This window comes from Brachyspira hampsonii (assembly GCF_001746205.1).
Classification (GTDB): Bacteria; Spirochaetota; Brachyspiria; order Brachyspirales; family Brachyspiraceae; genus Brachyspira; species Brachyspira hampsonii_B.
In genome coordinates, this window is record NZ_MDCO01000006.1 from 56748 (window position 1) to 71443 (window position 14696).

The 14696-nt window shown below is 26.5% G+C and carries 10 protein-coding genes and 2 pseudogenes; 3 read left to right on the top strand and 9 right to left on the bottom strand.

Annotation, left to right across the window (positions count from 1 at the left end; translation table 11 throughout):
• Positions 1-154: 154 nt before the first annotated feature.
• From BFL38_RS03360 to BFL38_RS15090, 3 genes and pseudogenes are all read right to left on the bottom strand, one after another.
• Positions 155-580: a DUF3592 domain-containing protein gene (locus BFL38_RS03360; protein WP_069725727.1), complete on the bottom strand. Its 426-nt coding sequence runs from the start codon at positions 578-580 to the stop codon at positions 155-157.
• Positions 581-686: 106 nt separating this feature from the next.
• Positions 687-1262: a DUF4234 domain-containing protein gene (locus BFL38_RS03365; protein WP_069725728.1), complete on the bottom strand. Its 576-nt coding sequence runs from the start codon at positions 1260-1262 to the stop codon at positions 687-689.
• Between the two features lie 294 nt (positions 1263-1556).
• Positions 1557-1964, bottom strand: a pseudogene (locus BFL38_RS15090) (hypothetical protein); the annotation flags it as partial.
• A gap of 323 nt (positions 1965-2287) precedes the next feature.
• On the opposite strand from BFL38_RS15090, the gene BFL38_RS03375 reads away from it, so the two are divergent.
• Positions 2288-2797 (top strand): hypothetical protein, encoded by a 510-nt coding sequence (locus BFL38_RS03375; RefSeq protein WP_069725730.1) that lies wholly within the window; start codon positions 2288-2290, stop codon positions 2795-2797.
• A gap of 63 nt (positions 2798-2860) precedes the next feature.
• Positions 2861-2992 (top strand): annotated as a pseudogene (locus BFL38_RS14590) (ankyrin repeat domain-containing protein); the annotation flags it as partial.
• Positions 2993-3134: 142 nt separating this feature from the next.
• On the opposite strand, the gene BFL38_RS03380 reads toward BFL38_RS14590, so the two are convergent.
• A complete protein-coding gene (locus tag BFL38_RS03380; protein WP_069725731.1) occupies positions 3135-3515 on the bottom strand; it encodes a DUF4234 domain-containing protein in 381 nt (126 codons plus the stop codon).
• Between the two features lie 168 nt (positions 3516-3683).
• Between BFL38_RS03380 and BFL38_RS03385 the strand changes: the two genes are divergently transcribed.
• Positions 3684-6053, top strand: a complete 2370-nt coding sequence (locus tag BFL38_RS03385) for a transglycosylase domain-containing protein (RefSeq protein ID WP_069725732.1) — start codon at positions 3684-3686, stop codon at positions 6051-6053.
• A 95-nt stretch (positions 6054-6148) separates the two neighbouring features.
• Here BFL38_RS03385 and BFL38_RS03390 read toward each other — a convergent pair whose 3' ends face one another.
• The 5 genes from BFL38_RS03390 to BFL38_RS03410 form a co-directional block, all read right to left on the bottom strand.
• Positions 6149-7060, bottom strand: coding sequence for a DUF4435 domain-containing protein (locus BFL38_RS03390; protein WP_069725733.1), 912 nt, complete (start codon positions 7058-7060; stop codon positions 6149-6151).
• The gene (locus BFL38_RS03395; RefSeq protein WP_069725734.1) at positions 7047-8522 is read right to left on the bottom strand and encodes an AAA family ATPase; all 1476 of its coding nucleotides are present in this window, start codon (positions 8520-8522) and stop codon (positions 7047-7049) included. Before BFL38_RS03395 ends, BFL38_RS03390 begins: the two co-directional genes overlap by 14 nt.
• Before the next feature lie 101 nt (positions 8523-8623).
• The gene (locus tag BFL38_RS03400) at positions 8624-9934 is read right to left on the bottom strand and encodes an NCS2 family permease (RefSeq protein WP_069725735.1); all 1311 of its coding nucleotides are present in this window, start codon (positions 9932-9934) and stop codon (positions 8624-8626) included.
• A gap of 387 nt (positions 9935-10321) precedes the next feature.
• Positions 10322-11683, bottom strand: a complete 1362-nt coding sequence (gene creD / locus BFL38_RS03405; protein ID WP_069725736.1) for a cell envelope integrity protein CreD — start codon at positions 11681-11683, stop codon at positions 10322-10324.
• 30 nt (positions 11684-11713) lie between these two features.
• Positions 11714-14551, bottom strand: coding sequence for a methyl-accepting chemotaxis protein (locus BFL38_RS03410; RefSeq protein WP_069725737.1), 2838 nt, complete (start codon positions 14549-14551; stop codon positions 11714-11716).
• Between the last annotated feature and the right edge of the window lie 145 nt (positions 14552-14696).

The window sequence follows — 14696 nt, forward strand, 5'->3', positions numbered from 1 at the left end:
ATAGTATATTATAGTTTGGCATTTTTGCAATAAATTGTTATATATATCTTAATTATAATTTTAAAAAATTAAAGGAATAAAAAATATTAGATTGCTGACTTAAGAGTGCATAACACTAAAAATAAAATTTAAATAAAAACAGCAGTATAACTATTTATTTTTTATTTACAATATAAATTCCAAAATAAATTATTAGCAATCCTATAACAATGCTTAATATATAAGAAATACTATCAGAAATCGGAAGTTTTATATTTTTTGGTTCATCAGGATCATACCATAAAGGCAATTCATCGCCTACTTTTCTAAATGGATAATGACTTCTTAAAGCAGCATATAATGTTCCATGATTATCAGCTTCATAACTTATTACCATTACCTTTTTATATCTAATTTTTCTAGGGTTATATACTATTTTTTTTCTATCTAACTTTTCAACCACTCCTACAGTATGAATATAATTTCTTGTATTAATAAAAGAAAAGAATCCTACTACCCCCTCAAAAGTTAAAGCTATTCCTGCAAAACATACCAATATTTTTTCTATAATTGAAATAATTGAAATTTTTTTTCTATTCATTATTAGAACTCCAATATCTTTTAATAATATATGAAATTTAAAACAATATTATTTTTTCATTAAAATAGCTTAGTATTATATTTCATTTGCAATGCTTTTATTTGGGTTAATCTATTTTGTTATTGTATTTTTTACTTCTAATTTTTTCCCATATAGAGTTTAATTTTTTCTGCATAATTATATCTGGAATAATCAAAGAGGCAGTAATTACAAAAATAATAATAAAACCGCCAAATATAGTACCCAAAAATATTAATAATGCTTCAGGGTTATCAATTAAATCAATAAAGTTGAAATCACTATAAGCTAAAGCCATACCGCTTACAAGTACTCCTGTAACAAAAGCAAATATTAAAGCTCCTATAATAGGAACTCCTGCTAATAATACAATAATACTTGCAGTCATAACTATTTGAGTTTTATCGTCTTTATCATTTTCATCTATTTTTAACGCTATTTCTTTATGAATAATATTTCCGTATTTATTATACCAATATATTGTATAGAGATTACAAGTCATAACAGAAAGTAAAAGCTCCAAAGCAGGGGATATATCTTTTCTTTTTGTAAACTTCTCTACTTCTAAAGTAATATAATAAACCCAATAGTAATGGTATATTCCTAAAGTAAAGAAGTTTAGAATAAACATTGTAGGAATTGATCTTACAGCCCCTATATTCATATTGTTTCCTATTGTTGTTATGCTCGCTTCGCCTTAAATAAGCTAGTGAGTAAACTCACTAGCTGGCTTAGCTCGCTTGGTTGTTGTTATGCTCGCTTCGCCTTAAATAAGCTAGTGAGTAAACTCACTAGCTGGCTTAGCTCGCTTGGTTGTTGTTATGTTCGCTTCGCCTTAAATAAGTCAGTGAGCAAACTCACTAGATGGATTGGCTCACTTTTTTATTATTACTATGTAGCCTGTAAATTGTGCATACTTCGTCAGCACGCAAAGTATTGGCTTATAGCCTTTCTATTTTTAATTATATCTAGTTTTTATCTGCGAACCATGAACAAAGCCATGAATTGCATCTTTTCCATCTTTAGCATTCGGAGGCATATAATATACTTCACAGCTGTTATTAACATCCATCTCGAAGTACCATTCTAAGTCTTGAGTAGGTCTGATATAAAGCTCTGTATAAGCACCCCAAGCTAAGCTATGTTTTACTTTAGGATCAGTAGGACCGCCAACAGCGTTAGCAGTTAGTTTTCCATCATAAGCAGCAGTATAACCTAAAGAAGGTTCAACATATAAAGTAACTATATCACTGTTAGCAGTTATACCCAATACAGCAGCAACTGATACTTTATAAGGATTTTTATCCCATTTAGTATTTTTTTGTACATAAACAGTGTCTGCAATAGGTTCTACTGCTCTAACCTCTGTTCCGATTTATATAGATTTAGTTAATGGTTTTATTTATATTCCTGAACTTTCCACAGGCTTAATTAAAAAAGTATAGTTAGCCAACTAATAAATTATATAGACTTACAAAATAATTTTAAAAAATATATATAATAATATATAAATATTTTATAATATGAATAAAAATTAGTAATTTTTTTTAATTAAAACAAATTTCTACTTTTACATTTATTTTTTTACAGCAATATTATCATTTGGTTTTATAATATATATTGACTTTTTATTTATTATTAATAAAATATATATTATAAATATAATTATTCATTATAAGGAGAAAAAGAATGAAAAAATTTATAATTTTCTTGTTTCTATTTGTTTTATTATTCTCATTATTCTGTTATGGTCAGGCTTCATATAATACACCAAATGAAAAAGAGTATGCTAGTCTTAAAGAGATAGTAGAAGCCATAAAGGAGATTATAAATGAATATAAGCAAGGTAAACGTGCTTATTTCTTAGAAAATAATGCCCAATTATTTGCTTCTAAAGATGATGCACTGTTTAATAATTTAAAAAACAATCCTGAATTATTCACAGTTCTTGAAAATAACCCTGAACTATTTAATATTATTGATCAAAATCCGCAATTATTTGTTAATATCTTATTAGATGAGCAAAAATTGCAAGAATTTATTTTTAGTCCTTTTACATTCTGGAAAGATCATGAATGGGGTTATGGAGACGGAAGAGCTTCTATAAATATTAATAATGAGTCTTTATTTAATTCTACTTCTCAAAGAGAAGAAAATTACACTGTTCAATTATGGAAAGAATGGGGTATAATGAAATAAAAATATTAATTATGAATAATAAAACATATAAAGGGTTATTGTAGTTTATACTGCAGTAACTCTATATTTGCTTCCAAACTTCATAATATAAAAGTGGCAGAACTTCTAATACAAAAAGGTGCAGATATAAATGTAACAAATGAGGATGGAGAGACACCTTTAATGTATGCTTCTAAAGTTCATAATGAGAAAATAAAAAATTTTACTTACAGACCCCGCCCTTTATATTTTTTAGCTTGTTTAGAAAATTATATTTAAATTTCCTTAAATGCTTATATAGAATTTATAAGCACCCGCCCAAGTGCTGATTAGGTTAATAATATTTTACTATGTTCTATTATTCTGAATCATTATCTGAATATTTAGTAAAAATAATATTAAGTTTAGATTGAAGAGCTATAATAGAATAAATATATCCAAAAGGTATAAATAGCAGTATAGCCAAAACAACAGCATTTTCACCATAACTGTCTAATTCAGCCTTTTTACTCATATCATTAAATACTATTGTTCCATATTTATAAAACCAATATATAGAGAATAATCCGCATGTTATTATTGATAAAACTAGACTCAATGTTGGGTTAATATATTCCTGTTCCATATAATTATTAACATCATTTGTTGTAACATAAATCCAATAAATAAAATATATACCGCATGTTATTATTGATAAAATTGCTACAGTTAATAATGATTTAGCTTGAAAATTCTTCATAATGTATCACTTAAAGACTATTTTTTATTTAGTTTAATATATAAAAATGTATAAGTCAATTATAACTTTATTATGAATAATAAAAAATCTAAATAAATTCCGCTTGCAATGTTATATATATTATAGTATCATATATAGTATAATATAATTATGTTAATATGGTGCTAAATGTTTAAGAAAAACAAACAAGAAAATAACAATAACGGTGTTAAAAAGAAAAAATCCAAATTAAAAAAATTTATACTAACTATTTTTATTATATGTTTATTTGTATTTGTTGCAGTAGGCATAGTTGGAATATACTTTGTAGGCGGCGTATATAAAGATTGGGTGGCCAGAAGAGATCAAAGTATGGCTATGCTTGAAGAATACTATGATATAATAGTTATAAGAGGTAATGAAAAAAGGATAAGATATTTTAATCCTTTAAATCCTTTTGGGGATTCTCCTCCTACAAAAATATACGATAGAAATAATATATTGATAGGCGAATATATGCCTCCTGCTTATGAGGTTGTTAATGTAGATGATATTAATCCTCTTTTGGAACAAACATTGCTTTTAATGGAGGATCAGAAATTCTATTCTCATAAAGGTATTAACTATTTCAGAACAGCTTATTTAGGTGTACAAACTATTTTAACAAGAAGAATAGTCGGCGGCGGCTCTACACTTACTCAGCAGTTAGCTAAGCTATTATTTACAAAAAGTGAAAGAACTATAGAAAGAAAACTTTTTGAAATGTTTGCGGCAAGAGAGATAGAACAGAAATATACAAAAAAAGAAATTTTAGCAATGTATTTTAATACTGTTTATCTTGGAGACGGAAACTACGGATTTGAAGCAGCAGCCAATCATTATTTCAATAAACCTCTAAGACAATGCAGATTATTAGAATATGCTATATTAGTCGGCATGCTTCCTAACCCTACATACTATTCTATAGTCAATAATCCTGATAACAGCAGGAAAAAAGTAGAGCAGATATTATCAAGACTTGTGAAAAATAATATTATAGATAAACAGACTATGGAATCTGAACTTGCTTTATTTGATAAAGAATACACTAATATAAACAAGCAGGTGAAAGGTGCCCAATGGAAAATGACAGTAAATAGAACTCCTTATGTCAATGAATATGTAAGACAGGAATTATTAAATTATTTTAATAAAGATGAGCTTGCCTTATCCGGTCTTAAAATATATACAACAGTAAATGAAAGATATTATAGAGTTGCAGATTCTGTAATGAAAGAAAATATAAGAAACTTACAGACTAGTTCATCAAATAGAAGCTATCAAGGTGCAATGGTATCAATAGATCCTAAAACAGGCGGAATACTTGTTATGATAGGAGGCGACGGATACACATTGCAAAATCAATTTAACAGAGCAGTACAGGCAAAAAGACAAATAGGCAGTGTAATAAAACCTTTTATATATTTATATGCATTTGAGGGTGGAGCACAGCCATTTTCCACTATGCTTGATACCAATTACAGCTATCCTCAGGGTACAGGAAAGCCGGCATACTCACCTAGAAACTTTGACAGAAGGTATAGAGGGGAAATGACTTTAGAAACAGCTTTATCAAAATCAATTAATACAATAGCGGTTAAATTATTAAATGATATAGGGCTTTCTTATTTCATAGAGCATTCAAGAGAGTTTTTCGGAGAAAATGCTTATATACCGAATGCTTTATCTATAGGTTTGGGAACTATGGAAATGAGTCCTCTTAATTTGGCATCTGCTTATAGTGCATTGGCTAATGGCGGTATTAAATATGAGCCTTATATTGTAGATAAAATAATTGATATAGACGGTAATGAACTTAGTGTTACAGCTTTGGTTGATAGAACGCCTCATAAAATAAGTTCAACTTCACCATCATCTTATTATTTTTTAAATACTACTTTACAGAAAGTTATAGCACCGGGAGGAACCGCATATAGAAGTGCTAATACTTACGGCTTTAAATATCCTTCATATTCTGCTAAAACAGGAACAACAAGCGAACATAGAGATAATTGGTTTGCTGCATATAATGATGAAATAGTTACAATTACTTGGATAGGCAGCGATAGAAATGATTTGCTTCCAAATAATGTAACAGGAGGAGCTACTACTGCTTTGGCAACTTTTCAATATCTTAATGCAATTACTCCTCAATCTAAAAGAGAATTTAATTGGCCTATACCTGATGATGTATTAGTAGTAGAAATTTGTCAGGATTCAGGTCTTCCTAGAAATCATACCTGTGTAAATGTTGCTCCTCTAACTGTTGGAGGAAATGTTGATTTGTCTACCCAATGTCCTATAGATCATCTTAGAACGGGTACGGTTAGAAATGAGGATACCAATGACACTATGATAGAAGATGATGGAGATTTTTATTATACACCTTTAGATGAAAATACCAATAGCTATGATAGTAATCAAAATAATAATACTCAAAACAACAATCAAAATAATAATATATACATGCTTCCTGAAGATAATATAGAAGATCCTAGCTTAGGTAATATAAGGAGTTAAAATAATAAAGGGAGTTTTTTAAAGCTTCATTACATTTTTTTATTATAAATTAATTAGCATTAAAATTAATTATATAAAGCAGTATCTTTATTAAATTAATTTATTTTTTTAATTAAAAATTTATCTAAAAATGTTTTTAAAGTATATGGAATAGTAGCATTTTTTATAAAATAATAAAATAACATCTTTGATTGTTTTAATTTTTTACTGTTATATTTTTTATTTTTAATTTTACGGAAAAAATTTATCCTTAATTTTTTATATATTTCAATTAAAAATTTCAACTCTAATTTTCCTTTAACAGAATACTCTGATTTATTATTATTAAATGCATTAATTTGATTATTTATATCAGTTTGAGAACTTTGAATTGAATAACTTATAGCAACAGTTAAATTATTCATATTAATCATTATATCATTAGAAATACTAAAATTAACTTTCTTTTTTGGTTTTGCTCTATCTAATAATATAGAATCAGCCATAACTTCTTTCATATTATCTCTAAAATTAGATAATAATGTATTAAAATATACTTCACTAAATTTATTATAGTTATAGTAAATTAATATTTTCTCAAACAGAGTATATTCTATCAAATTATTTTCTATGCTGTAATTATCTGTAATATATATATTTGTATCTTTTACATTATTAAGCTCTGGTCTTTCTCCTACTAAATTATTCCAATAAGAAAAATCTTTGTCTAATAAAAATAATATTCTTTTTTTGGAGTATTGCATATATTGATTTTTAAATAAATCATTATACAATTTCAATGCTGCAGGCTTACCATTAGTATACATATATTCAATTTTATCACCATAAACTTTAGAAATTATACTTTCATAATATTCTACATCATCTTCTCCCTCTGTAATTATATATATATAATTATTTTTATTATATTTTTGAACTATATCAAAAAATTTTACAGGAGCAGATTTGATTGATTTGCTCATATTTGTTATATATGGGTTTGGTTTATTTTGTTTATTCATTATCATATATTGACTCCCCTATATAATGCACATATTGTCCTAATTTTTCATTATCAAATATAAAAGGAGAATGTGTAGCAGCTATTAATCCAATACAATTAGGCGACTTTCTTATATGAACAAGTATTTTTTTCTGCCATTTAATAGATAATGATAATTCTGGTTCATCAATAATAATTATCACTTTATCTTTATTAATAAAGTATAACCATATAAATATTTGAACTATTTTTTTCTCACCTGATGATAAATCTTTTAAATAAAGTTTTTTATTTTTGTATGATAAAATACTATATTTGAAACTTCCTTTATTATATACAAACTTTTTTTCATATAAATAATTATTAAGAATATTAAAACATTTTATTACAACTTCTTCTAATTCTTCTATTTCATTACATATTTCTAATATTTTTTTATAAAAATATAATGATATTTTATTATCATTTTTCTCTATAGTTGTATCTGTCTTTATTTTAAGTAATCTATCTTTAATACTCTTTTTTTCATCTTCTTTTAAAACAGTGGAGTCTACATATATTAATAACTTATTAATTTCATCTTCATTAATTTCTAATGAACCATAATCAATATCATTATATTTATCTTGTAAAATATCATCTAAACATCGGAATATAAATATTCTCATTTCTTCATCAAATTTATTCTTAATCTTATAAAGATATTGTTTTATATGACTATCCAAAACATTAATATTTGTATCTAGTATTTCATTTTCTTCACCATTCATAACATTCTTAATAACTTCAAGTGCTGAATTACTATTATCTAACATTCTATTTATTGAAAAATATAATATCTTAGTATTTAGATTAAATAAATTATATTCTTTTTTATCACTTTTTAATATATCATTAATACCAGTTTCTCTAACATAATCTTTTATTAATTCATATAGATTTGCTATATTTGCTAATTCTTGTTGTAAAGAAGTATTTTTAATTACCAAATATTCTGGAAAGCTAATAATTTTTTTTATAAAAAAAATAATTTTATCTATATCTTTTAATAATGCATAATAAATATTATCAACATTAATTAACTCATTATCATCATTTGATGATAGTTCTTTGTCATCATCATTAGAAACTATATCATCAATTGTGTAATTATCATTTTCATCTGATTTTTCTTTTGCATCATCGTATAAATCATTGGTTATTTTCTGAAGTTTTTCCTCATCATATAAATCTTTATGAGATAATTCCAACATTTTATTATTAACTGTTAATTGGAAATAATTAAATTTTTCTTTTTTTAAGATATCAATTCTGTTATTTAAAATTGCATACAATATACGCAAAATTGTTGTTTTACCTGAACCATTTTCACCAACTAAAATCATTGTATTATTTTTAAACTCTAAATCGACATTCTTATTATCCCAAAGCCCATTTATTACCAATCTTACTATTTTATCTTTGTCTTTTTTAGCCATCATGCTCATCTTAATATCTCCGTACAATTTAATTATGATCAATTTATTAAAAACAGAGAGATATAAAAATCTCTCTGTTTAAATACTAACATCAATCAATTAAATATTAATTATCCTAAATGTTTCTGTATTATAGGCATAAGTATTTTAATTAAAAGAAGTGCTGATAATATCCAAGTTAATAATGATATATCTTTATTTTTACCAGAAACGAATTTTAATATAGTAAATGATAATACTCCGAAAGTTATACCTTCAGCTATACTATAAGCGAAAGGCATAAATATTATACAGATAAAAGCAGGAATTGCTTCAGTATAATCATTGAAATTAATTTCCAATATAGGTGTCATCATAAATAATCCAACTATAATTAAAGCAGGAGCAGTAGCAGCAGAAGGTATAGCTAAAAATATATGTGATAAGAATAATGAAACAGCAAATAATATAGCAACAACAAGCGAAGTTAATCCTGTTTTACCGCCTTCAGCAACACCTGAAGCACTCTCTACATAAGTAGTAACAGTAGAAGTACCTAAACATGCTCCTACAACTGTTCCTACAGCATCTGCAAATAAAGCCTGCTTACATCTAGGAACTTCTCCGTTTTTTGTAAGCATATCCGCTTTAGTACATACCCCTACCAATGTACCTACTGTATCAAACATATCAACAAAAAGAAAAGTAAACAGAACTATAAACATATTAGGAGTGAATATATTACTGAAATCTAATTTAAAAGCTATTGGTTCTAAGGAAGGAGGAATAAAACTTGCATCTGGAGAGATTTTTGTAAGTCCCATAGGAATACCAATTATTGCTGTAATAAATATTCCCAAAAGTATCGCTCCTTTCACATTATATGCTAATAAAACTGCTGTTATAATAAGTCCTATAATAGCAAGCAATGCACTTCCTGAAGTGATATTACCAAGTCCAAGCAAAGTAGCATCATTATTTACTATAACCTTAGAGTTTTGAAGACCTATAAAAGCTATAAATAATCCTATTCCAACAGAAATAGCTCTTTTCATATTAACCGGTATACTATTAACTATAGCCTCTCTTACATTAAAAATAGTAAGAACAACAAAAATAATACCTTCTATAAATACGGCAGTTAAAGCAGTTTCCCAGCTATATCCCATACCCAATACTACAGTATAAGCAAAGAAAGCATTAAGTCCCATTCCTGGTGCTAAAGCAAAAGGAAGATTTGCTAATAAAGACATTATCAAAGTTGCTATTATTGAAGATACTACTGTAGCTGTAAATACCGCTCCCTTATCCATACCGGTAGCACTAAGAACTCCAGGGTTTACTGCTAGTATATAAGCCATTGTCATAAAAGTAGTAAAACCAGCTATTATCTCTGTTCTTACATTCGTGCCATACTCTTTAAGCTTGAAAAATTTTTCCATAGAATATATTCCTTATAACAGTTTTTTATCCATAACTATTTATAATTATGAAAGCTATACTATATATGAGATTATAATTTTTGCAATATTTTTTTATTTATATCTTATTTTTAATTATAAATTATAGTACAATGACTTGTATGATTAATTTTAAAACATATTTTCAACCCCGCCCTCTATATTCATAATTGTATTCTGTAATATAATTTTAATTTTCTTTGTTATATAACTATAATTTTTTAGCTGCCCACCCAGGCTAAATTTAAATTGATAGTGTTATACAACGCACGGTAAACTAAATTTATATATTAAGTAAATTTATAATTATAATTTTTACTATATTAAAAACTTATCTCAGCGTGCGGTAAAAATATCTGATTAATTCTATCAGTTATTTTCACCATACCAATCCACATTGCGAGTGAAATACATAGCAAGAGCAATAACTGCAAATAATCCTAATGTTCCCATAAGAAGAGCATAATCTGTAAGCTGAAGTATACCAAATAGGAATATATAAATTAATATATTTACCAAAGCCATTGAAAAAGCGTATTTATTAGATTTTATAATGTATCCTATATAAATAGAAGTTAATGCCGTTACCATTAAAGCACTAAAAAAATAACTTAAGTTTAATATTAAATGTTCTGATATAGCTAAAAGAAGTAAGTAGAATATTGCATTAGCTATACCTATTAATATATACTGCACTGGGTGTATGCGTTTATTTGAAAGCACTTCGCATAAAAATAATACAAAAAATGGTATGAATATAAATAATATTGCATACTTCACACTTCTTGAGGTTTTTTGATAATTGTCATTGAGAAGAAGAAAAGATACTAATATATTATTAGAATTTTCATCAAGAGCTCTCAAATATTCACTATCATTTACTCTATTTGCATTTTCATCACTAGTCCAATACTTTGTAAATGCTGTATTAAAACTTGCTATATTCCACTCAGCACTAAATCCGTCATTATTAACTTCTCTTTTTGTAGGAAGAAACCCTCCTGTAAAACTAGGATCTTTCCATTTTGAATATATTTTAAAAGTATTTTCAGAAGCTAAAGGTGTTATTATAAGAGAGTTCCCTCCCTGAATATCCATAGTTATATTAAAATTAAAACCATTTAATATCTTATCTCTTGAAATAGTATATAAAAACTTATTACTGAACATATTTAAAGATATATTAATATTTTTCTCATAATACTTAAGCTCTTCATTCTGATTTACTGATACATTAGGAAGTTTTATAAGATTTTTTTTGTTTCCTATACCCAATATAAGCATAGCCTCATCATAAAGTATAGTATTATTATTTTCATCTAAATTAAATATTTCAGCATTATATTTATCAAATCTTCCTGTAATATTCAATTTAGAATTAAAAATAGGAGCTTTAAATATACCTCTGCTTAAACTAGAAACTTGAACATCTCCTTCAACACTATATTCATTAGGCATATAAAAGATGTATTTTCTTATGTAGCTTATTTCTTTGGTTTCGCTGTCAATAACTCTATTTAAATATGGTATTGCAATGACAACTCCCTGTATATTTGCACTATTTCCCACAGGCTCTATTATTGAAGATACGGCTTCATCTTGATATCGTATTCTATCTCTTACAACACCGTTTATAAAACTCATAGGAATTAAAAGCAAAAGCCCTAATATCACTATTATTAGTATTTTAAAACCTAAAGTCTTTGTTATTTTGTTAAAATTTTTTATCATTATAAATTTTATTATACTAAAAAAATTAAATTACCATTTAAGTAAGAATTCAGTATAAAACTCTCCATCTTTAATTGATTTAGTAATTTCCATAGTTGCTCTAATATGAGTTACAGATTCAAGCAAAAGTGTAGCCCAAGAAAGTATAGCAAGCTCAATAACCTCAGGATCTTCATTAAAGTTTACTAGATGTACAACTAATAATTTTTTTCTAGCTTTAATTAATTCTATTCTTGCCGGATCAAATAAATCAGTAAATATATGTTCTGCAGCATAACTTAGAATAAAATGCTTAGGCAAAAAGAATAATAAAGGTCTTAAATACTTAGGTACAATTTGTTTAAAATGATATTCAGAAATCTCTTTAATACCTGTATTAGTACCAGCATAGAATAAATCACATACTAATCTATAAGGTTTATCGAATGATGTAGTATATGGATACCATTCTTTACTTGATATTTCATTTTTAAATATTAAAGCAGATGAAGGCTCCATTGCAGTTACCCATTTCTGATATCCTTCTTCTCCAAATTTTGTTTTTATGAATTCTTTTAATATGATTAAAGTTATTCCTTTAACTCTCTGTGTTACCGTATCTCTTTTAGTTTTCATATCTCTAATTTTATACTGAGATATTTCTGTTTCAAGCTCTGATAAGAGTTTATTATTATCATTTGCAAATTTATTCATAGTATTTGCAGAAGCAGAAAGATCATTAGAACTATCAGAAATACTTATTACGCTTGTATGTATTGATTCAGATATATTTTTAAGCTTATTCATAGTTTTTGATGTAGAAATAGAAATATTATTAAGAGATTCAAGACTATTTCTTATATTACCGAGTCTATCAGCCATATCAATATACTGAGTTTTAATATGCTCACTAGACTGTGAAATTTTAGTAATAGAGTCTACTATTTCATTAATAGCTTTTAACTGCTCTACAGAAGACACATGCACTGTATCCATAATCTCTGTAACTTCCTGTACATCTTTAGTAAGTACATCAAATTGTTCTGTAGATTCTGTTAAATCATTTGTAGTAATAATTATTTTTTCTTCTATGTTTTGAAGGACTTTATTTGCATTATCCGCCTGTTCATTTGAAACCTCAGATAATTTACGGATTTCTTCTGCAACCACGGCAAAACCTGAACTATATTTTCCGGCATGAGCCGCCTCAATAGCAGCATTCATAGCCAAAAGGTTTGTCTGATGTGCTATATTTCTAATAGAACTTACGAAATTAGAAATAAATCCCAAAGCATTTCTCAAATCTCCTGTAGCCATAGAAGTAGCCTGCATTTTTTCTTTACTTTTTACAGAAGCCAATGACAAATCTTTAGCTTTATTTGTAGCTTTAGAAATAATAGAGTCTATATTTTCAATAGTTTTACTCATTTCTTCAACTGAAGCGGCTATTTGTTCTATATTTTCACCTTCTTCAATAATTTTATTTTGAAGTTCTCTAGTATCTCTTTCAACCAAATCAATATTGCTTGTATTTGATGATATATATTCCTGCATATTCTGATTGCTGCTTTCTACTATTTCCACCTGATTTAATTCATCATTAACATTATTTTTAATAACTTCTATATTATTATTAATTCCGTATATTACATCTAAATTAGCACTGATTTTTTGGGAAAGCGTATCACTTTGCTTTTTTGAAGTCAAAATAGTTCTCTTTACACTAGAAAGTACAGACTGTAAAGAATTATTCAAAAGCCCTACCCATTTAGTCATCTCTCCTATTTCATCGCCTCCGGAAATAGGAGGTATATTAACAGTTAAATCTTTATTATTAACGGAATTACCTATAGCATCTGATATTTTTGTTATGGAACTGAATAATAATTTGATAAAGAATATAATAGTAACTATTGCCATTAGGAATGCTATTATTATAGTATAGAATATAGTATTATTCATATCTTTTATCTGTGATGTATAATATGAATGAGGTATAAGCATTACTATATTAATAAGTCCTGCAATATTTGCCACATAAGATTTATATGATATACCGTTTAGTTCCACATCATCTGTTCTGCTGTATCCTGTAGCTAAATTAGCATTAAATATTTCATAATATTGAGGGAACAATACATCTACTCGGGCATTTATTAAATCAGAATTCTGCGAATTGATAATAGCTGAATTTTTTTTATCAATTATCATGATATCTGCACCTTCTATCGATAGAATATCTTTTGTAATATCTGAAGAATAATTAAAAAGTACACCGACATTTGCAATGCCAACAATTCTTTCTTCATTTTCAATATCAGGTATTGTAGAAGATATATTAAAAGTTATACCTATATTCTGACCCTCATTAATCATATATGGTTTTAATATTTGTCTTCGTAATATACTTTTATATATTTGATCATAATTATTTGTTAAAGCATCCCACATAATTTTATTTGTAGTATTTATTTTAGTAAATTCCTTATTAAAAGTGGAATATCTGTAAAGGGTAAAACGTTCATTTCCATCACCCATAGACTGAGGATGAAATAAAATACTAACTATTCTATTAAAATATAATTGAGACTCATTTACAGTAGCTGATAGGAAATTTTGAAAATATTCATCTCTTTGCTGAATAGTCATATTTTTTATATTATTATAAACTACTGAAAGAGTAGTGGATATCTTTGCCGATTCTTCTCTTGCTGAAATTATATTATATTCAAATTCTTTTTCTATTAAATTAAATCTATTATCCAAACTATTTTCTATAATAGCAGAAAAAGTTTCAGTATTTAAAGTATTACTTAAGAAATTGGTGCTGAAAGCAACCAAAACCATAACTCCGACTATTATTAAAATTATACGAATCTTTATACCCATTTCAAAATGCTCCTGTGTAATTAATATCGGCATTGGAAGTATATATTTTAAAGAATTATATCTATAATATATTTAAAACTAATAGCTGTAAAGAGATATTAATAAAAAAGTATAATATTTTTTATATAAAAATAGGCGGTATCTG